The 19,675-nt window shown below is 38.6% G+C and carries 20 protein-coding genes; 7 read left to right on the forward strand and 13 right to left on the reverse strand.

Features of this window, described 5'->3' with window-relative positions; translation table 11 throughout:
- Positions 1-91: 91 nt before the first annotated feature.
- Positions 92-2,110, forward strand: a complete 2,019-nt coding sequence (locus QUD79_RS13605) for a HAMP domain-containing methyl-accepting chemotaxis protein (protein WP_184421093.1) — start codon at positions 92-94, stop codon at positions 2,108-2,110.
- 235 nt (positions 2,111-2,345) lie between these two features.
- Here the strand turns inward: QUD79_RS13605 and QUD79_RS13610 are convergent, their stop codons facing one another.
- From QUD79_RS13610 to rplU, 6 genes are all read right to left on the reverse strand, one after another.
- A complete protein-coding gene (locus QUD79_RS13610; RefSeq protein WP_184421091.1) occupies positions 2,346-2,711 on the reverse strand; it encodes a DUF2750 domain-containing protein in 366 nt (121 codons plus the stop codon).
- A 181-nt stretch (positions 2,712-2,892) separates the two neighbouring features.
- Positions 2,893-3,783, reverse strand: a complete 891-nt coding sequence (locus QUD79_RS13615; protein ID WP_184421089.1) for a radical SAM protein — start codon at positions 3,781-3,783, stop codon at positions 2,893-2,895.
- Positions 3,784-3,823: 40 nt separating this feature from the next.
- The gene (gene folA / locus QUD79_RS13620) at positions 3,824-4,315 is read right to left on the reverse strand and encodes a type 3 dihydrofolate reductase (RefSeq protein WP_184421087.1); all 492 of its coding nucleotides are present in this window, start codon (positions 4,313-4,315) and stop codon (positions 3,824-3,826) included.
- Between the two features lie 119 nt (positions 4,316-4,434).
- Positions 4,435-5,598, reverse strand: a complete 1,164-nt coding sequence (gene cgtA, locus QUD79_RS13625) for an Obg family GTPase CgtA (RefSeq protein WP_184421085.1) — start codon at positions 5,596-5,598, stop codon at positions 4,435-4,437.
- A 228-nt stretch (positions 5,599-5,826) separates the two neighbouring features.
- Complete coding sequence (gene rpmA / locus QUD79_RS13630; protein ID WP_184421075.1) at positions 5,827-6,084, reverse strand: 50S ribosomal protein L27; 258 nt, start codon at positions 6,082-6,084, stop codon at positions 5,827-5,829.
- Positions 6,085-6,101: 17 nt separating this feature from the next.
- A complete protein-coding gene (rplU, locus tag QUD79_RS13635; protein WP_184421073.1) occupies positions 6,102-6,413 on the reverse strand; it encodes a 50S ribosomal protein L21 in 312 nt (103 codons plus the stop codon).
- A 214-nt stretch (positions 6,414-6,627) separates the two neighbouring features.
- Between rplU and ispB the strand changes: the two genes are divergently transcribed.
- Complete coding sequence (gene ispB, locus QUD79_RS13640) at positions 6,628-7,599, forward strand: octaprenyl diphosphate synthase (RefSeq protein ID WP_184421835.1); 972 nt, start codon at positions 6,628-6,630, stop codon at positions 7,597-7,599.
- Positions 7,600-7,688: 89 nt separating this feature from the next.
- Here ispB and QUD79_RS13645 read toward each other — a convergent pair whose 3' ends face one another.
- From QUD79_RS13645 to QUD79_RS13665, 5 genes are all read right to left on the reverse strand, one after another.
- Positions 7,689-8,357: a glutathione S-transferase family protein gene (locus tag QUD79_RS13645; protein ID WP_184421071.1), complete on the reverse strand. Its 669-nt coding sequence runs from the start codon at positions 8,355-8,357 to the stop codon at positions 7,689-7,691.
- Between the two features lie 55 nt (positions 8,358-8,412).
- Positions 8,413-8,832 carry a tetratricopeptide repeat protein gene (locus QUD79_RS13650; RefSeq protein ID WP_184421069.1) on the reverse strand — a complete coding sequence of 140 codons (420 nt, stop codon included), beginning with the start codon at positions 8,830-8,832 and terminating at the stop codon, positions 8,413-8,415.
- 362 nt (positions 8,833-9,194) lie between these two features.
- Entirely contained in the window at positions 9,195-10,235 is a 1,041-nt protein-coding gene (locus QUD79_RS13655; protein WP_184421067.1) for an ACP S-malonyltransferase, read from the reverse strand.
- Positions 10,232-12,496: a thiamine pyrophosphate-dependent enzyme gene (locus tag QUD79_RS13660; protein ID WP_184421065.1), complete on the reverse strand. Its 2,265-nt coding sequence runs from the start codon at positions 12,494-12,496 to the stop codon at positions 10,232-10,234. The genes QUD79_RS13655 and QUD79_RS13660 overlap by 4 nt, the downstream gene beginning before the upstream one ends.
- 86 nt (positions 12,497-12,582) lie before the next feature.
- Positions 12,583-13,773 (reverse strand): acyl-CoA dehydrogenase, encoded by a 1,191-nt coding sequence (locus QUD79_RS13665; protein WP_184421063.1) that lies wholly within the window; start codon positions 13,771-13,773, stop codon positions 12,583-12,585.
- Between the two features lie 140 nt (positions 13,774-13,913).
- On the opposite strand from QUD79_RS13665, the gene QUD79_RS13670 reads away from it, so the two are divergent.
- The 4 genes from QUD79_RS13670 (at position 13,914) to QUD79_RS13685 (ending at position 18,293) form a co-directional block, all read left to right on the forward strand.
- Positions 13,914-14,750 carry a LysR family transcriptional regulator gene (locus QUD79_RS13670; RefSeq protein ID WP_184421061.1) on the forward strand — a complete coding sequence of 279 codons (837 nt, stop codon included), beginning with the start codon at positions 13,914-13,916 and terminating at the stop codon, positions 14,748-14,750.
- An 88-nt stretch (positions 14,751-14,838) separates the two neighbouring features.
- Complete coding sequence (locus QUD79_RS13675) at positions 14,839-16,290, forward strand: Gfo/Idh/MocA family protein (RefSeq protein ID WP_184421059.1); 1,452 nt, start codon at positions 14,839-14,841, stop codon at positions 16,288-16,290.
- 16 nt (positions 16,291-16,306) lie between these two features.
- A complete protein-coding gene (locus QUD79_RS13680) occupies positions 16,307-17,179 on the forward strand; it encodes a nucleotidyltransferase family protein (RefSeq protein ID WP_184421057.1) in 873 nt (290 codons plus the stop codon).
- 19 nt (positions 17,180-17,198) lie between these two features.
- Positions 17,199-18,293, forward strand: coding sequence for a phosphotransferase enzyme family protein (locus tag QUD79_RS13685; RefSeq protein WP_286288702.1), 1,095 nt, complete (start codon positions 17,199-17,201; stop codon positions 18,291-18,293).
- 30 nt (positions 18,294-18,323) lie between these two features.
- Here QUD79_RS13685 and QUD79_RS13690 read toward each other — a convergent pair whose 3' ends face one another.
- Both QUD79_RS13690 and QUD79_RS13695 read right to left on the reverse strand, forming a co-directional pair.
- Positions 18,324-18,485 (reverse strand): tautomerase family protein, encoded by a 162-nt coding sequence (locus QUD79_RS13690; protein ID WP_221435099.1) that lies wholly within the window; start codon positions 18,483-18,485, stop codon positions 18,324-18,326.
- Between the two features lie 319 nt (positions 18,486-18,804).
- Positions 18,805-18,975, reverse strand: a complete 171-nt coding sequence (locus tag QUD79_RS13695; protein WP_184421053.1) for a tautomerase family protein — start codon at positions 18,973-18,975, stop codon at positions 18,805-18,807.
- A 251-nt stretch (positions 18,976-19,226) separates the two neighbouring features.
- Here QUD79_RS13695 and QUD79_RS13700 point away from each other — a divergent pair, with 251 nt between their 5' ends.
- Positions 19,227-19,673: a MarR family winged helix-turn-helix transcriptional regulator gene (locus QUD79_RS13700; protein ID WP_184421051.1), complete on the forward strand. Its 447-nt coding sequence runs from the start codon at positions 19,227-19,229 to the stop codon at positions 19,671-19,673.
- The last annotated feature ends 2 nt before the right edge of the window (positions 19,674-19,675 follow it).

Consider the following 19,675-nt stretch of genomic DNA (forward strand, 5'->3'; position numbering starts at 1 on the left):
TATATTACTCGTTATGATTTAAAGTTAATATCATGAAATAAGAATATACTCATGTTGTATATTCACTAACGTACAAATAAAGGTGAGCTTAATGAACCTAACGGTAGCAATGAAAATTATTGGCGGCTTTGCCATTATTTCAATATTACTTGTGGTATCAAGTACCATGTCATACTTCAACCTAAATACAATCCAAAAAGCGACATTGACCCAGAGTGAATTGGCGATACCAACCTTAAAAGGAAGTAACCTCTTAGCAAACGATTTATTTGCAATAGGCGGGTTAACCCTCAGAGCGTTTTATCAAACTGATTTAAAAGCGCTAAACCAAAACCAAGAAACCTACAAAGAGCTTCAATCAAGCTTTACCTCTGGTTTAAAGAACTTGAAAGCTGTAGTACAAACCGAAAAGCAACTTATCAATAACCTACAGCAAGTTGATGGCGTATATGATTCATTAGAAAAAAACATAGCGTTAGTTTTCGAAAACAGAACAAACAGTATCAATGGCAGATTAAACCTTATTGAAGCTATATATACCCTTGAAGAAAAAGCTGATGATGCTGCTACTCTGATGTTAGATTTAGCCGATCACAAGCTAGCTAGTACAAAGCTTCAACGCGCTTTGTCATTAGGTGAATCAGTTGAAACAGCCTTTAATAGTTTGGTATCTACCAGTTTTGAATACCGTGATAGCTTAAATGCCTCATCTGTAGAGTTAATTGAAAGCGAAATAAGCCGAGTTCACAACGAAGTAAACCTTGCTTCAAAAGAAATTATTAATGAGCTGACCACAAATGGTGCAGAAGATATTGCCGAAGAGTTTGGTGATATTATGAGCCAGATAGAAACAGCAATTACGAGCAACAGTGGTATCTACCAACTGAAAAAAATGCAATTAGCTGCTCTAGCCAATGCAGAATCTAGTTTAGCAGCTTCAGATGCAGATATTGAACAAGCCAAAGCTATTCTGACTAAACAAGTAGATATGGCTAACCTAACAACGAAAGAAACTAGTGAGTTAGTGGAAAACCAAGTAACCAACGGTACCACCCAAACAATTATCATTTTAATTATTTCAATTAGTTTAGCTATCATCATTGCCTGGGTAACCTTAATTAGTATTACACGCCCATTAACACGTGTTAATGAAATGCTTAATGTGGTTGCTTCTGGTGACTTATCAAGAAAGCTAGATGAAAGTGGTAACGATGAGTTTGCTACTCTATCACATAATATTAACTCGCTAATTGATAGTTTACGTACGCTAATTCACGGCATTGTTAGTCGCTCTAGTCAACTTGCTACCGCTGCAGAACAAACATCAGCGGTTACAGCACAAAGTACCACGGCTATTGAAGAGCAAAGACTTCAAGTAGAGCAAGCAGCTTCAGCTACCACTGAAATGAGTAGTACAGCACAAAGCGTATTATCAGGCGCTAATGATGCACTAGGTGAAATTAAACAAGCAGACGACGAAGCAGAACGCGTAAAAGTTATCTCAGAACGTAACAAAGCAACTATTGAGCTACTTGCACGTGAAGTAGACGCTGCCTCTGTTGTAATTAATAAGCTTGAGCAAGACAGCGCGTCAATTGGCAGTATTTTAGATGTTATTCGCGGTATTGCTGAACAAACCAACTTACTTGCATTGAACGCAGCAATTGAAGCGGCACGAGCAGGAGAGCAAGGACGTGGTTTTGCTGTAGTTGCTGATGAAGTTAGAACTCTTGCAAGTAGAACACAAGAGTCTACACAAGAAATTCATAACATGATCGAAGTATTGCAAAGTGGTGCACAAAAAGCTGTAGCTGTAATGGAAACAGGTAAGAAACAAGCCGCAGATTGTGTTACTCAAAGCGATGAAGCTAATGCTGCATTAGAAACTATTACTCATGCAGTTCATGAAGCATTTGATCGTAGCTCTCAAATAGCAACAGCAGCTGAAGAACAAAGTGTTGTAGCGCATGAAATTAGTGAGAACTTGGAATCAATTGTTGCAATCGCAGAACAAACTACTGCAGGCTCTAAACAAACAGCTGAGTCAAGTAGCGAAGTTGCTCGTTTAGCAGAAGAGCTACAATCATCAGTTAGAGAGTTTAAACTTTAATAATAATGGGTGCTAGGTTCTGAAACCTAGCACCTAATCTTATTTAGTAGGGTAATGCAGGAGCAATTACCGATAAGGCCATCAACTATACTCAAGCTTACTTCTTTTGACGGCGTAAACACCGACCTACAAGCTTACTTCTTTTGACGGCGTAAACACCGACCTACAAGCTATTCTCATTACTCTCACTGTGTAGGTTGGCCTTCAGGCCATCAAGCTGTAATTCAGACTTACTTTATTTTAACGATTCAATTTCTGCTAACGCCTGAGTAAATTCTGACAATTCCATTTCTAAGCACTCTTGATCATTATCTTGCCAATCTATACCAACAATAACGCCGTCTTCATTTAAGTCTTCTATCCAAAATTCAAACCAATCAGATAAGCTGATCTCACATGGAGTATAGCTTTCCCATTCATCAATACAGTGTGTTTGAGCAAGCGCTTTACTTGACCATAACGGCATTACTTCAGTATTTTCAAAATTAATTGAGTCTAGTACAACCCAGTCTTCACTCGCTTTATCTTGTAGCGCCCATAACACTTGTGATGCTTTACAAGCACTTAAAAACGTATTAAGTGTTGAATTTGTTTCGCTCATAATTAATTAGTCTCTTTAATTGATATCTTACTAGAACTAGGGTTATTCAATCTTCATCTACCCTAATAATTTAACACTAATGTGCCATAGCCATAATGCATGGACTAAGCTGTGACTCAGATAGTACCCTTTAAAATATTGATGTTACCAACACTCGTTCAACCTAGTGCTGGTTAACTTTTTATAATCCTCGTTGCCACTCTTGACGCAAAGCAACTTGGCTAGGTGACGTTATGGCCGCATTAACTTGTGCCAACAACCTTAATTTATCCTGCCCTAAAATGCCTTTTAATACTAAATAATTTGAAGCGTGATCAGAACGAAATATGGTTTTGTCGAGTGACAAATGTTCGAGTAACGTTTTCATCTCTTGAAACAACTCTTGCTGATTCAGCGCAAAAAAATCTCCATTAAAACCTTGCTCAAAACGCTCCTGGCCCAAAGGAAACGAAACGACCAGTGTAGACAAAAAATCTGGTTGGCATATATTCATCAATTTAGCTGAATTAATAGCATGTTGCTGTGAGTACTTTGAGCCACCCAAGCCATTTAATATCATCACTGAGCTTTTAAGACCTGCTGCTTTAACCTTATTTAGCGCGGCTACCGAGCTTGCAAATGTTTCACCTTTATTAATAAATTGAAGAACCTCGTCATCACCACTTTCACAGCCCACATACAACAACTTCAAGCCGAGCGCTTTCAATTGCGTAAGTTGCTCAACGGTTTTATTGCTTAGGTTTCGTGGCAAACAGTAACTAGACACACGTGTTACCTGAGGAAAGTACTGTTTAATAAGCAACAAGATTGCTTTTAACCGCTCAAATGGCAGCATCATAGCATCACCATCAGCTAAAAATATCCGCCCAACGGAGATGTTAGACGATGCCACTTTAAGCATCTCTTGTTCAATGAGCTCTATTTTTTTTGGACGAAATTTTTTTTGTTCGCTAGTATACATTTCACAAAAAGTGCACTTATTCCAAGAGCAACCATTAGTGACTTGTAAGATTAAGCTTTTCCACTCGCTTGGAGGTCGAAATACAGGCTCTATATAAGTTAAAGGATACATAAAATACCAGCTACTAAAAGGTTATTGAAAAGAGCATAAATTACACACGATGATAAACACAAAAGTCGAGATCATACTTATTCTTTTCATCAGCTTGACGATACTCACTACTCACTTTCTTCCATTGTTGCTCGGTATCGTATTCAGGAAACTGAGTGTCACCATCAATTACAGCATTTATATGAGTAATGTATAAACGATCAGCTGCTTCTATGCAATGCTGATAAATTGCTCCACCACCGATCACCATAACTTCATCAACATCTCCAGCAGCCGATATCGCCATATCAACTGACGATACGACTTCAACACCACCAGCTTGGTAATTCGCATCTCGTGATATCACTATATTCTGTCTACCTGGTAATGGACGGCCAATGGACTCAAAGGTTTTACGCCCCATCACTACAGGCTTACCTAGTGTTGTCTTTTTAAAATAAGCTAGATCAGCAGGCAAATGCCATGGCATATCGTTGTCTTTACCAATAATACGATTATCAGCATGAGCGACAATCATTGAAAGGATAGTCATAAAACCTACCGTAATAAACAAAATTAGTTAATGACATAGTGTAAGTGATAACGGCAAGTTCTTAAACAAAAAAGGCGCGGTATTAATACCACGCCCTTCATAATTAAGTATAACTTAAACTATCTACGATATTCTACTTCTACATCATAGTCGTCTTCATCCCAGTCTTCATCGTCGTCGAGATCATCTTCAAGACCACTAACTGCGTCTTGATGATAAGTGTCCCATTTGAATTCAACAGTTTTATCTTCAGGGCTTACTTCATCTTCTACCGCAGGTAATGTTTCAATAAAGTCCATTACTTGGGTACATAGAGTATCAGTCCCCATTTTATTAAAGGCTGAAATGCTCAGAACCGGGCCTTGCCAATCGAGTGCTTCAATTATTCTGTCAGTAATTTCTTTCGCTTCATCTTCAAACATTAAATCAAGCTTATTAAATACTAACCAACGTGGTTTTTCAGCTAACTTACTTGAGTGCTGTTCGAGCTCACTAATTATTGTTTTTGCATTTTCAGCAGGATCTGAGCCATCTACAGGCATAATATCAACAATATGTAGTAAAATACGGCAACGTTCTAAATGTTTTAGAAATTGCGTTCCTAAACCAGCTCCGTCTGCAGCACCCTCAATAAGCCCAGGAATATCCGCAATAACAAAACTACGTTCTGCACTTAACCTTACTACTCCAAGGTTTGGTACTAGTGTGGTAAATGGATAATCAGCCACTTTAGGCTTCGCTGCTGACACACTGCGAATTAACGTAGACTTTCCTGCATTTGGTAAACCAAGTAAACCAACATCAGCTAGCAATAGAAGTTCTAATTTAATATTACGAATTTCACCAGGTGTACCATTCGTTTTTTGGCGAGGCGCTCGGTTAGTACTACTTTTGAAGCGTGTATTTCCTAAACCATGCCAGCCACCCTTGGCAACCAAAAGCTTCTGTTCGTGTTTAGTTAAATCGCCTAACTGCTCATCGGTATCAATATCAACTGCACGTGTTCCAACCGGTACTTTAAGAAACAAATCGTCAGCACCTTTACCTGTACAGTCACGGCTTTTACCATTTTCACCACGTTTTGCACGATGAAAACGTTCAAATTGATAATCAATTAACGTGTTTAGGTTTTCATCGGCAATAAGGTACACATCGCCGCCATCGCCGCCGTCACCACCATTAGGACCGCCAAATTCTATGTATTTTTCTTTACGAAAACTAACACAGCCGTTGCCACCGTCTCCAGCCTCAACCCTAATTTCTACTTCATCAACAAATTTCATGGTGTTTTAAAAAACTCCAAAATAATTACTATGCTCGTATTATAAGCGATTTTTACCGCTAACAATAATAATCCATAGTTAAATTTTACTTAATACGCGAATTATACCAATTGAGTTAGATAATTGCTCGCTCAGTGAAGATTATCTAGGGCGTGTTGATATTATTATGATCAAGCCAAAAAAAAAGCCCCGCTATAACGCAGGGCTTTTCAAATGAGTTAAGTATTATTATTCAGAAACAATACTTACGAATTTGCGGTTTTTAGCGCCTTTAACGTCAAACTGAACTTTGCCGTCAGTTAAAGCAAATAAAGTGTGGTCTTTACCGATACCCATATTGTTACCCGCGTGGAATTTAGTACCACGTTGACGAACAATAATGTTACCTGCTAGTACTGATTCACCACCAAAACGCTTAACACCTAAACGTTTGCTTTCTGAATCACGACCGTTTTTGGTACTACCTGCTGCCTTCTTATGTGCCATTTTGAATCGCTCCTAAATTAGCCGTTAATACCAGTAATTTTCACTTCAGTGAACCATTGGCGATGGCCCGCTTGCTTACGTGAATGCTTACGACGTTTGAATTTAACAATCTTAACTTTATCAGCGCGACCTTGGTTTACAACCTCAGCCACAACCTTACCACCAGCAATGTAAGGCGCGCCTACATTGATGTTATCGCCATCGGCGATCATTAATACGTTATCGAATTCTACTGAAGCACCAACTTCTAGTTCAATTTTTTCTAGACGAACCATTTGGCCTTCAGTTACACGATGCTGTTTACCACCGCTTTGGAATACCGCGTACATAGCTACTCCGAACTGCGTTCATTTATTAAACGCATAAATTTAAAAATATAGGGCGCGAATTCTACTCGATGGATAAATGGATGGCAAGTAGAATTAACATTTATTATTTAATATTTGAAACATTTAATAGAAACCTTCTTTATCAATGAAAATGGTGTAAACTTTGCACCAAGTTTTTCGCATCGTTCACTCGTATATTTCATCGTTAGGTTTTATGAATATCAAAGACATTCAATCTCTTGCGCAGCAAGATATGACATTGGTCAATGACCTTATTTACTCGCAATTACAATCAGATGTTGCATTGATAAACCAACTAGGCATTTATATTGTTAATGCAGGTGGAAAGCGCATGCGTCCAATGCTTACTATTTTAGCAGCTAGAGCACTTGGCTACAAAGGTAATCAGCATATTGATCTAGCCGCAATTATAGAGTTTATCCATACGGCTACGCTTTTACATGATGATGTAGTCGATGAATCAGATATGCGTCGTGGTCGTGAAACAGCCAATGCATTATTTGGTAATAGTGCAAGTGTTTTGGTTGGTGACTTTCTTTACACTCGCTCATTTCAAATGATGACGAAACTACAAAATATGCGCGTAATGGATATTTTGTCTGATGTGACTAATGTTGTAGCGGAAGGCGAAGTATTACAACTAATGAACTGTAATGACGCCAGCACCACCGAAGAAAGCTATATGCAGGTTATTTATTGTAAAACCGCTAAATTATTTGAAGCTGCCACACAATTAGCGGCCGTAATAGGCAATCACGACACCAAAACTGAACAAGCGATGATTGACTACGGTAAATACCTTGGTACAGCATTTCAGCTCGTAGACGACATTATGGACTACACTGCAGATGCTCAAGCAATGGGTAAAAATGTTGGAGATGACTTAGCCGAAGGTAAACCAACATTACCCCTTATCTTTGCAATGCAGCATGGTAATGCTGAGCAGGCACAGCTGATTAAAGACGCTATTGAGAAATGTAATGGTATGGATAACCTTGAAGCGATACTAAAAGCAATGGATGAAACAGGCTCGCTACGTTATGCTCAAAAAATTGCAGAGCAAGAAGCCGATAAGGCGATTAATGCGATAGACTTTTTACCTGAATCGCAATACAAGCAAGCGCTTATTTCACTAGCGCATATTGCCGCTAATAGAAGTGCTTAACTTATAAAAAAGCAGCGCCACATAAGCTGCTTTTATAATAGTTAACTCAGTGATAATCAAAATAATGGTTGCTCATCGCGGTAAACTAGCTAATTGGTTACCATTTTACTGATTTGCTTCGCACGCTCTTCATCTGACATATCTGATGGTGGAGGCGTTAAAAGGCCTATTTGACATGCAGGACGCATGGCTAATTCATCAAGCCATCGTTTTAAATGCGTTAATCCATCAATACTAATACCGCCCCATTCATAGCTACGCGCCCATGGCCAAGTAGCTATATCAGCTATGCTGTACTCACTTCCTGCTATATAGCTATTTTTACTAAGTTGAGTATCTAACACTTCAAGTAACCTTCTCGCTTCTTTTTGATAACGCTCAATGGCTGCAGGGATCTTAGTAGGAAAGTAGCGGTAGAACACATTTGCTTGCCCCATCATAGGGCCAACACCGCTCATTTGAAACATTAACCACTGTATAACTTGTGAATATTTTTTGGGATCAGCAGGAATAAATTGACCAGTTTTTTCTGCCAAGTACATTAATATGGCCCCTGATTCAAACACAACAAAATCATCATTATCACGATCGATAATTGCAGGTATGCGGCCATTAGGGTTTATTGCCAAAAAGTCAGGCTTTTTTTGATCTGCTTGATTAAAGTCAAGATGATGGACGTTATATTCAAGCCCCATTTCTTCAAGCGCAATAGATATTTTTTGCCCGTTAGGTGTTGCTGCTGTGTACAGTTCGATCATGAATAACCTCTAATTTAAGTCAAAACTACGATATTTATGTTTAGAAAAACGCTATTTATAACGCTTTAAGCTCTTCCAATAAGTCATGTATTTCTGCTTTCAATTCTTTATCAATTATTTTGTTACTACTAGTTTTAGCTTTTTCTAAATCTTCAATAGCCCCTGCATTATCGCCTAGCTCAACTTTTAACGTAGCCATTGAAAAGCCAATTGATGAACGAAAGTCTTTATCATTAATGGTTTCAGCTTTAACTAAGGCTTGTTGATAAATGGTGATCGCTAATGCCAAGTCATCGGTAAAGTCGGCTAGTGTTTCCCATTGTACAGGGTGGTCTTTGTCGGTGTTTTCATGTGTTTCACAAAGTAGTTTCAGCTCTGTATAACAGCGATCAAATTCTTGTTGATTATCGGCTTGAACAGCTGCTAATAAATCATCAGTATGGGCAAGCACTTGTTTGTATATTTTGGTATTCAAAACATCACCTGTAGTGAAATAAATCATTAACAATGATTATAAGCTTTTTAACAAAACTAATACCAGTTTCATTAATTAAGTGATCTATTTTATACACAGTGAAAACAGTCAAATACAAGGCATTTATTTTCATAACTAGTTGTTCAGGACAATAATGCTCCTGCATTGTCCACATAAGCTACATCCATGTAGCGATAATTATAAAATAAATAACGCAGTAGTTGATTGTTTTAACCAGTATAAATGATCACATAGTTAGTGAGATTGGTATAAACAGGAGGATTAGTTAAATATCGTCACCTTCAGTTGCAAGTTGCACACTGAAAATGACGATATTACTATTGACTCTAAGCTCGAGTTATTTAAACAACTAATTTTCTTTGCTCTGCTAGCCCCATGGCAAGTACAAATGGGTCTTCTTTTTGCTGGCTAATAAAATCAGACTTAGTATTCATTTCTAGCCATTGATGCTTTATTAAGTTTTGTGCTACAGAGCCCCCCAAAGTAGCACCAGGACCTAGTATAATTAATTTATCCGGTGCAAACTCTTTTAGTGCCACTTCAACGGCCTTACTAAAGTCATACATTTTAGTTACCTGGGTATCTAAGGTGTAATCATAGAGCTTTTTGGTATCGGTTGAATACGGTTGCCAAATATTACCTAAGCCATCGATGAGTGGAATTTTAGGCGCAGTAAACTTATCGGCGCTTAACATTGATTTAGCTTGTTTTGAGATGTCATCCATCAAAGGGGTATGAAAAGCAGCATGGTTGAATAAGTTCATTGGATAACGGTCTTGCACTAGGGGTAAGCTTTGCTCTAGTGCTTTTAAACCCGCTTTATTGCCACCGAAAACTAGGTAGCCACCTAAGTTGATCGATAGATAAACTTCATTCTCCTGTACTTGATTAACCTCTGCCATTTTTGCCATTACGCTTTGGTGAGTATTGTGATTAATAACCCAGTTTTCATCAACAATGGGATATATTAATTGGCCCCCGATCACACCATTACTCATCATTGAGCCCATGGTATTAATGAGCTCTATCGAATTTTCAGGGTTTAAAGCACTAGCAACTGCAAGTGCAATGTACCACCCCATTGAGTTACCAGTTACCGCAACAATGTCGTATTTATCCAAATCAATGGAGTGATAGTCTGCCAATGCACAACCATAAATTATGGCGGAAGCATTTTCGCCAGCGGTATGTTTACGCAGTTGGTAGCTTGCTTGGCCATCTAATTCACTGATCAATGGCTGTTTTTGCGATTTTCTATAGTTATCGATAACTGAAATGATTTCAGTTTTATCACTATGAAAACGGCTTAAATAGCCTAACTCTTCTTTATTGTAGGTGCCTCGGCCTGGGCAAATAACAACAGCCGTTTGTTTTTTACTCATTTGCCACCTTTATTGTTTGTGATACTTGTTTGGTTATTGTTGCCATTGCTCTCAATCATTTGGGAGACTTTATCAACAATATCTTGGCAAGAAGGTAACACTTCATAGGCAGCGCTACCTAAAGGAATAAAGCTGTCTTGGGCACAAATACGCTCTATAGGCTTAGAGCTAAGTTTCGCTTCAATTAATAGCGCCATTAAGGCTTCGCTAATTGAACCTGTTTTGCGGCACTCATCAACAATGAGTACTTGCTGACATTGAGATACTTCGTCAATAATTCCTTGTTGATCAAGTGGTGCTAACCAGCGCAAATCAACTACCCTGCAGTGGATGTGTTTATCTGCAAGTATTTTCTCAGCTTGCCGTGATAAAAAGTACCCATTGCCATAGGTTAAAATACAGACTTCTTTACCTTTACCGTATGTACTCACCTGCATATTAACAGGCGGTGCATCGTGCTCTGGTTCAGGGTAAGCAAAGGTCCATAAGCCATCGCCTTCTTCATGTAAGTCTTTCGCCATATACAGTGCAATAGGTTCAAGAAACACAACAACTTTTTGCTGCTCTTTTGCTAACCGTACCGAAGCACGAAGCATTTCAACTGCATCTTTACCGTTAGACGGGCAAGCCAGTACGATACCAGGAATATCTCTAAATACCGCAAACGAATTGTCATTATGAAAGTGACCGCCAAAACCTTTTTGATATGCTAAGCCAGCAATTCTAATCACCATTGGATTAGTAAATTGTTGATTAGAGAAAAAAGATAATGTGGCGGCTTCACCACGAATTTGATCTTCAGCATTATGCACGTAAGCAAGAAATTGAATTTCAGGAATTGGTATAAATCCATTATGGGCAAGCCCAATGGCGCCGCCAAGAATCGACTGCTCATCAAGTAAAGTGTTTAACACTCGGTTTTGTCCAAAACGCTCATGTAATTTTGCTGTAACGTTATAAACACCACCTTTACGAGCAATATCTTCACCTAACATAACAATATCGTTATGCTCTGCCATTAAATCCATTAACGTCCAATTGATAAGCTTTGCTAAATGTTGCTTTTTACTTAAATTATGTTTTTCATGAGCAAAGTAACTTAAACGTTTTTCTTGGGTTAAGTTATTAGAGTTCTTGCTCATTCCAGCTTCAATACCTGCAGGTAGTAAACTTGCCATCACTTCTTCAGAGGTGGTTAATTTGGGTTTTGTAATTACACGCTCTGCTATATTTTCAATTCGTTGCGCTGTTTTTTGATAAATATCAACAATTTTCTTTGCATCTAAAATGTTATGTTCAAGCAAGATAGCTGCGCTATGTAATAGAGGGTCTTGTTGCTCTATTTTGTCTATTTCAGATTGTTTACGATAGACAAACTCAGCATCAGAGCCTGCATGACCCAATAAACGAATTAGTTTTATATGTAAAAATACTGGGCAACGCTTAGTGCGAGCAATATGAGCAGCTTTTAAGGTTGTTTGATAAGTATCAATCAGGTTTAAACCATCACAGGTTAAATAAACAAGCCCTGCTCTGTTTTTGTAATTGGCTTCCACCCACCCCTTTGGTGTTGAAGTTGAAATACCAATACCATTGTCTTCACACACAAACACAATTGGCATAGGTATCGACTGATAACTTGCCCACGCCGCACTGTTTATCGCGCCTTGTGCAGTAGAATGGTTTTGAGACGCGTCACCAAAGCTACAAACAATAATACTATCGTTCGCAAGTTCACCTTCAAAAGCGAGACGTTTGGCTAAATCAATACTAAATGCAGCCCCCATCGCTTTAGGTAAATGTGAGGCTATGGTACTAGTCTGTGGGGGGATAAATAATGATTTACTGCCTAAAACCTTATGTCGCCCGCCAGAAATAGGGTCGTCTTTAGAGGCCGAAAAAGAGAGTAGCATATCGTAAATTGGTGTTTGACCTGGTGCTTTCTTACTGCGTTGGATAACAAAAGCACCACTACGATAATGTAAAAACGCCATATCATCTAAGCGAAATGCTTTAGCGCAAGCTGCATTACCTTCATGGCCTGAACTTCCTATGGTGTAGAAGCTTTGTCCTTGCTTTTGCATTACTCTAGAATGTAAATCTAAGTGTCTACTTATAACTTGCGTTTCAAATAAATCAATGAGGTCAGCATGAGTTAAGCCAACGCTTTTTGGTGGTTGGTGCTGACTCAAAGTAGGTAAGTCACCTGCTAGCACTTTACTTATAAAGGCGTCTTTTAATAATTGATTACGATCAGACATTATCACTCCATTTACTGAGCTTATTAGAAGCCATTACCCCCATAAAAGAGGTAACGGCTAGATAGAAATTGCTGCATCAGCAAAAATTAAAAGAATGCTTGAATACCCGTTTGTGCTCGCCCTAAAATAAGCGCATGCACATCATGGGTACCTTCATAAGTATTGACCGCTTCTAAGTTCATCATATGGCGAATAATATGGAACTCGTCACTAATACCATTACCGCCGTGCATATCTCGTGCTGTACGCGCGATTTCTAATGCTTTACCGCATGAGTTACGCTTTACGAGAGAAATAGCTTCTGGCGCTAGTGTGCCCGCATCCATTAAACGCCCCACTTGTAAGCAAGCAAATAAACCTGTTGTTATTTCAGTTTGCATGTCTGCAAGCTTCTTTTGAACAAGCTGAGTTGCAGCAAGTGGTCTGCCAAACTGCTCTCTATCTAACGTATATTGACGCGCACCATGCCAACAGAACTCAGCAGCGCCTAATGCTCCCCAGGCTATACCGTAACGAGCTTTATTTAAACAGCCAAAAGGTCCAGACAAACCTTTAGCATGGGGTAACATATTCTCATCAGGCACAAATACGTTATCCATTACCACTTCGCCGGTAATTGATGCGCGTAAAGAAAATTTACCTTCAATTTTTGGTGCTGATAATCCTTCCATGCCTTTTTCTAGAATAAAACCTTTGATCACACCCTCTAGTTTTGCCCATATAATAAAAATATCAGCGATAGGAGAGTTAGTGATCCACATTTTATTGCCTGTTATGCGATAGCCACCGTCAACTTTAGTCGCCTTGGTAGCTAAACTGGCTGGATCAGAACCTGAATTTGGTTCAGTTAAACCAAAGCAGCCAATGTATTCTGCACTTGCAAGCTTTGGTAAATACCTCATTTTCTGCTCTTCACTGCCATAGGCGTGAATAGGATGCATAACCAATGACGATTGCACACTCATGGCACTACGATAGCCACTATCAACACGCTCTACTTCGCGAGCTACTAAGCCATAAGTCACATAGTTCACACCAGCACAGCCGTACTTTTCTTCAATAGTACAACCAAGCAAGCCTAACGCGCCTAACTCTTTCATTATTTCTACGTCAAACACTTCATTTCTATTCGCCTCCAGCACTCGAGGCATCAATTTTTCTTGGCAGTATTGATGAGCACTATCACGGATCATACGCTCATCTTCAGACAACAATGAATCAAGTAATAAAGGATCTTGCCAATTAAAGCTTGGGCGAGTAGATGTAGAGCTAGACATAGTAATTTCCTAATCAGTTAACGTTATATTTATCTTAAACTAAGAGTAATCAAAGCACAGACAAAGTTAAAATATTATTTTTCTTTACCTGATATAGCTTTTAACTATAATGAGTTATTCCATCAATTAAAATGTGTGCTATGGATCTACGTTCATTAAAATATTTTGTCGCTGTAGTTGAACAGCAAAGCTTTAGTGGCGCAGCAAAAGCTTGTTTTATTGCCCAACCTTCAATATCGGCTGCAATTAGTCAATTAGAGCTGGAGCTAAAACAGACCTTATTTATACGACATACTCGCGGTGTAAAAATCACTGAGCAAGGCGAGAAACTTTACCCCTTAGCCACCAAGTTGCTTGGTCAAGCAGATGCAATTAAGCAAAGTTTTATCCGTAAGCAAGATAAAACGACATTCTTATTGGGTGTAACTCGTGGTTTAGGGGTAAAAAGAATGAGTGCGCTGTTAAAAGACTTTACTGCTTCTCAACCTACAATGGAGTTAACCCTGGTTCCCCATCAAGAAGATGCTAATGCGAGAATTGTATTAAAAGAGGAGTTAAGGGGTGACGAAAAATACTTAAGTTTATGGCAAGAGGATTATGTATTAGCACTACCGAGTAATCACCCGTTGTCGTTGATAGATAAAATTTCTATTAGCCATCTTCATCAAATAGCAGCAATAGAACGTTCTCCTTGTTTAGCATGGCAAGCACTAAATGAAACATTGGCCTTATCTGGTATTGAATTAGACATACGAGCAAAAATCCAAACAATAGATTATGCAATAGGACTAGTAAAAGCAGGCTTGGGTTGTGCTTTAGTTCCTGTTCACCCTGAAGTTTTAGAACACAAAGATATTGTATTAAAGCCTATTGAAGGCATAAAACTCACTAGAGAAATTGTTTTAGCTTATGAGGAAGAGTCTAATATTGTTAATTCACTCACTATTATTGCTCAGCAACATCAACACACCGAATAATTCATTTATTGTAAATTAAAAGCAAAGTCATTAACGTAGAAGTGTGACCAAACACGCCCTAATAACTTTCAAATTAATAAGGACTGCTATGAGTACCGATAACCGACGTAACTTTTTAAAATCGATGGCGGCATTAACAGCTGCGGGAATGGCCGCTGGCTGCGCTAGCTCACAACCCCATAGTTACTCAGCTAGACAAGGAAGTAATGTTGCAGGGCTCATCACAGCAAAAATGGATATTGTCCGTGTTGGATTTATTGGTGTAGGCGAACGCGGTTATGGCCATGTTAAACATTTTTGCCACCTAGACGGCGTTGAAATTAAAGCAATATGTGATACAAATGAAAAAGTATTAAATCGGTCCATGGTCTATATTGATGAACAAGGCTTGATTAAACCAACTATTTATAGCAAAAGTGATTTAGCCTATAAAGACATGCTAGCTCGCCAAGATATTGATATTATTATCATTTCAACGCCATGGCGATGGCATACCCCCATGGCAGTAGACACAATGGAAAGTGGTAAGCATGCCTTTGTTGAAGTACCAGCGGCAACAACCATTGAAGAATGCTGGCAGTTAGTTAACACCGCAGAGCGCACGCAAAAAAATTGCATGATGATGGAAAATGTTTGCTATGGTCGCGACGAGTTAATGGTTTTAAATATGGTGCGCCAAGGTATTTTTGGTGAACTATTACATGGCGAAGCAGCTTATATCCACGAGTTGCGCTGGCAAATGAAAGAACTCACTGAAAAAACGGGTTCGTGGCGAACACATTGGCACACTAAAACCAATGGTAATTTATATCCAACTCATGGTTTAGGTCCTGTTTCGCAGTACATGAATATTAACAGAGGTGATCGCTTCGACTACTTAACCTCAACAAGTTCGCCTGCAATGGGTCGAAAAGCATACGCTCAAAGAGAGTTTCCAGCTGATCATGAGAGAAATCAATTAAATTATATTGCCGGCGACATGAATACCACGATGATCAAAACAGCAAAAGGCAGAAGTATTATGGTGCAACACGACACTACAACACCTCGGCCTTATTCTCGTCATAATCACATTCAAGGTACTAATGGTGCTTTTTCAGGTTTCCCCAATAGAATAGCACTTGAAAAAACACCCGTTGCAATAAATAAGGTATATCAAGAACAATTAGCTGTGGCCCACCAACAATGGCTGTCTAAGGGCAAAAAAGGACGAGAGCCTACACTTCAAAGCTTTCATCAGTGGGATTATAATATGGATGCATGGCAACAACAGTTTGATCATCCATTATGGCTCCGTATGGGGGAAGAAGCACAACGTAACGGTGGTCACGGCGGAATGGACTTTTTGATGTTATGGCGCATGGTTTACTGTTTGCGTAATGGTGAAGCGTTAGATCAAGACGTCTATGATGCTGCGGCTTGGTCTGCTGTTATGCCGTTAAGTGCCGACTCGGTTCGCGACAGAAGTAATAGTAAAGATATACCTGACTTTACCCGTGGCCATTGGCAAACCAATAAACCCTTGGCTATCATCACTTAAGAAATAAGAAAATCCATTGAAAACGTTAATTATACTAGCAGCTGGCAACGGTACTCGCTTCGGTGGCCCAAAACAACTTACAGGCTTTGGGCCTTTAAACCGCCCTTTGATGGCTTACAATATCGATAATGCCTACACTGCAGGTTACCGAAATTTTATTATTGTTTGTCAGCATCAACATCTAAATAAAATAGAGGCTCTGGCGTTTTACCGTAAATATCCAGATAGCCAATATCATACCGTTATACAAAGTAACCAGCACTTACCTAATGGAGTGTCAATTCCGATTGAGCGAACAAAACCTCTTGGTACAGCGCATGCTCTTTGGTGTTGCCACCAATTAATTAACGAAAACTTTACTGTAATTAACGCTGATGATTATTACGGCGCACATGCATTTGAGTTGCTGTTTAATGCTAACAAAAAAAATAATAAGCAGCATTATCTAGTTGGTTACCCAATAAGCAATACGCTCTCTGAACACGGAGGTGTAAATAGAGGCTTATGTAACATTTCAACAAACAATCAATTAGTCAATATTGCTGAGGTTACCAACATTCGTCAACTCGACACCAATATTATTGGTAATACGACTCAAGATACATCGATAAAAATTAGTAACTTAGCTTTAGTTTCAATGAACTGTTGGTCATTTCACCCAAGTATTGTTTCAGTATTAGCCAATTTAATTACACAGTCGTTAACACTATCAAGCAACACTAATGAATGCTTTTTACCCGATGCAGCCATGCAAGCACTAGCACAAAAAAAAGCATGTGTAGAAGTACTTACTTCACATGATGAATGGTTTGGCGTAACATATGCCGCTGATTCAGATCTTGTCGATAAAAAACTCGCAATATTAACAGGTAAAGGGCTATTTCATTAGTTAATAATGAAGTTCGAACATGCGTATGAGCAAAGCAGTAGAGCGCACCGCGATAAATAAAGTACTTCCTCATTATCATTGTTCACTCAACAATAGTACCGTCGCGCCTTTAGGTAATGGCTTAATTAATAGTACTTTTTTAGTGCGCTCTATCAATGGTAATTTTGTTTTACAAAAAATTAACCCATACGTCTTTAGCAAACCCGCTGAAGTCATTAATAATGCCGAGCTTATTAACAATCACTTACTAAGCAAACAAGCACAAGGTCAATATCAATTAACACCAATGCGGCAAATTAAAAACAACCTAGAAAGTGTATTTTCTTTGGTGGAAAATGAGTATTGGCGAGCAATAGAGTACATCCCTAATTGTTATACGGTTGAAGTTGTAGAGACACCAGAGCAGGCTCAACAAGTTGCCAATGCTTTTGCTAAATTTACCTACGCACTAGGTGATTTTCCAGCACATGAACTCACAACAATCATACCAAATTTTCACAGCTTGAATCACCGGTTATTACAATTACAAACTGCAGTAGAGAAAAACTCTTGTGACCGTTTAACGCTTTGCTCTGAATTAGTTGCTTTTTGTTTTGCGCAGCATCAATTTATTGAACAAGTCGCGACGCTTGAGCACAACCTACCACTACGCGTGACCCATAATGACACTAAAATTAATAACCTATTGTTTAGTGCCAATAACAACAAACCAATAGCCGTAATTGATTTAGACACCTGCATGCCAGGTTTTATCATGCATGATTTTGGCGATATGGTTAGAACCTGCTGTTCAAACTTACCAGAAGACGGCACAAACCTTGAAAAGATGCAGGTACGAGAAGATATCCTCTCAGCGTTAGCCCAAGGTTATTTAGGTGAATTAGATACTAAAATTAGCGTATTAGAAAAACAAAGTTTAGTGATTGGTGCTCAACTTCTGCCTTTTATGATAGGTATTAGGTTTTTAACTGACTTTATAGACGGAGATAAGTATTTTCATACCGATTATAAGAGCCATAATTTAGATCGTGCTAAAAACCAAATCAAACTGTACTCATCACTACAGGAAATACAGCCTAAAATTCAGGAGATGATTGTAAACTTTACACAATAGCAATTTCCTCCTTTATAAACTTTAAATTACTTATAACATAGACTTATTAGTATATGTTGCCTTTTCAAAGTCTTGCACATTCATTGCAATATTGTGAACATGAGGGAACATTTCAGCAAGCTTTTGCACAATACATCTAGAGAGTTCAGTCTTTTGCTCAGTTGAACGACCTTCCATAATATGAGAAAACACATGGATAAAGTCTTCTTTTTTATTGCCGACAAGATATGTTTTATAAGGGTTTATACCAATTGAAATAACTATTTGACCAATTCAGAGCATCGTCAGGGAAGTTAGAACAAAGCAAATTGGTGCAGGTGTAGTATTCTCCATCCAATCAATTTGTAAAGTTATCACTTTTCTGACGAGCTCCCAAGGGCGAGTTTAAAAGGCTTATACGCAGCGTTACTGATTTTGATAAGGTCCACATGGAAGTGGGATAGTAGGGTAACGCAGGAGCAGTTACCGAGAATAACCATTATCTGTGATCAGTGCCTTGCCTTTAAGCCTTTTAATTCTCGCTGAATGAGCAAATATTTTTTTCAATTGGTATTCTCACTTTTATGTCATTTTCATCAAATAACCCCGTTAAATAGGCAGAGCTATGTATTTGTTCGTTAATAACGTTTTCTTTATGGGAAGACAAAATACTTTCTGAGCAATCTATAATAAAATGTGGCATGCGTTCTCCTTATTAGCGACTCTAAATCGGTTACATAGTCATATGACTATGTGATACCAATTGAAAAAATGTCTCCTTCAATTGGTATTAACCTCAGCTTTGGTGATGTTACAGCATTTAGCATAAAGACGTGACAATTTAGAATGGCATAGTCGTCATTAGAACAAATTAAATTTTAGAATTTATATCACACCATTCGTTAAATATTTGTTAGATTAGTCACTATCGTTAGCATTAGTAAACAATGGACTATGTCAATTCTTGTATTAGAACAGTTTTTTCCTTATCAACTTACGCATTTACAAGCACTTGTAACCGATAATATCGCTCAGATTTATACAGGCCAGTTTGATCTTTCTCCACAACAATGGCGTGTATTGGCAGTTCTGGGAAATAACGAATTACTTACGGCAAAAGAAATAAGTGTGCGCGCCAACTTAGAGAAAATGCCAACAAGTAGAGCCATAAGTGGATTACTTACACAAAAGCTTCTGGTTAAAAGCGTACACGACGGTGATAAGCGCTGTTCACTCCTGAATTTAACCAAGAAAGGTCAAGATCTTTATCAACAACTTGTGCCATTAGCCCTAAAACGTGAGCAAGAGCTGCTGTCTGTACTCAATGAGAAAGAACAAGCACAAATCCAGCTAATATTTAAAAAACTTGCCAAACAAGCGAAACAACTTAAAAGCAATTAACA

Source organism: Thalassotalea piscium, from assembly GCF_030295935.1.
In the GTDB taxonomy this organism is placed as follows: domain Bacteria; phylum Pseudomonadota; class Gammaproteobacteria; order Enterobacterales; family Alteromonadaceae; genus Thalassotalea_B; species Thalassotalea_B piscium.